1 protein-coding gene is annotated in these 473 nt (G+C 66.0%); it reads left to right on the top strand.

The annotated features are described in order from the left end of the window. Nucleotides 1-473, top strand: a 473-nt coding sequence (locus A9762_RS27840; RefSeq protein WP_371443529.1) for a branched-chain amino acid ABC transporter permease, incomplete at both ends; no start/stop codon positions are given.

Genomic DNA, 473 nt, shown 5'->3' with positions numbered 1-473 from the left:
GCCCACGCCGACGTGATGATGATCGGCGCGATGGTCGCGCTGTCCACCATCAACCTGCTGATGAAGATCGCGCCGGACATGAACCCGGTGCTCATGCTGGCCATTGCCACGCTCGTGTGTATGCCCGTGTGTGCCATCGCCAACTTCGTGATCGAGCGCGTGGCCTACCGGCCGTTGCGCAATGCGCCGCGTCTGGCGCCGCTGATCACCGCTATCGGCGTCTCGCTGCTGTTGCAGACGATCGCCATGCTGATCTGGTCGCGCAACCCCCTCTCGTTCCCGCAACTGCTGCCCACCGACGCCATGAACGTGATCCCGCCGCGCGGTGATCATCCGGGCGCCGTGACCAACGGCACGGGCATCGTGATCGTGGTCGTGGCCTTCCTCGTGATGTTCGGCCTCACGCAGCTCGTGAACCGCACCAAGCTGGGGCGCGCCATGCGTGCGACGGCGGAAAACCGCAACGTCGCCGG

The organism is Pandoraea sp. ISTKB (assembly GCF_001721285.1).
Taxonomy (GTDB): Bacteria; Pseudomonadota; Gammaproteobacteria; order Burkholderiales; family Burkholderiaceae; genus Pandoraea; species Pandoraea capi.
The sequence above is the reverse complement of the archived record's forward strand: the minus strand, read 5'-3'. Positions and strand labels throughout refer to the sequence as shown.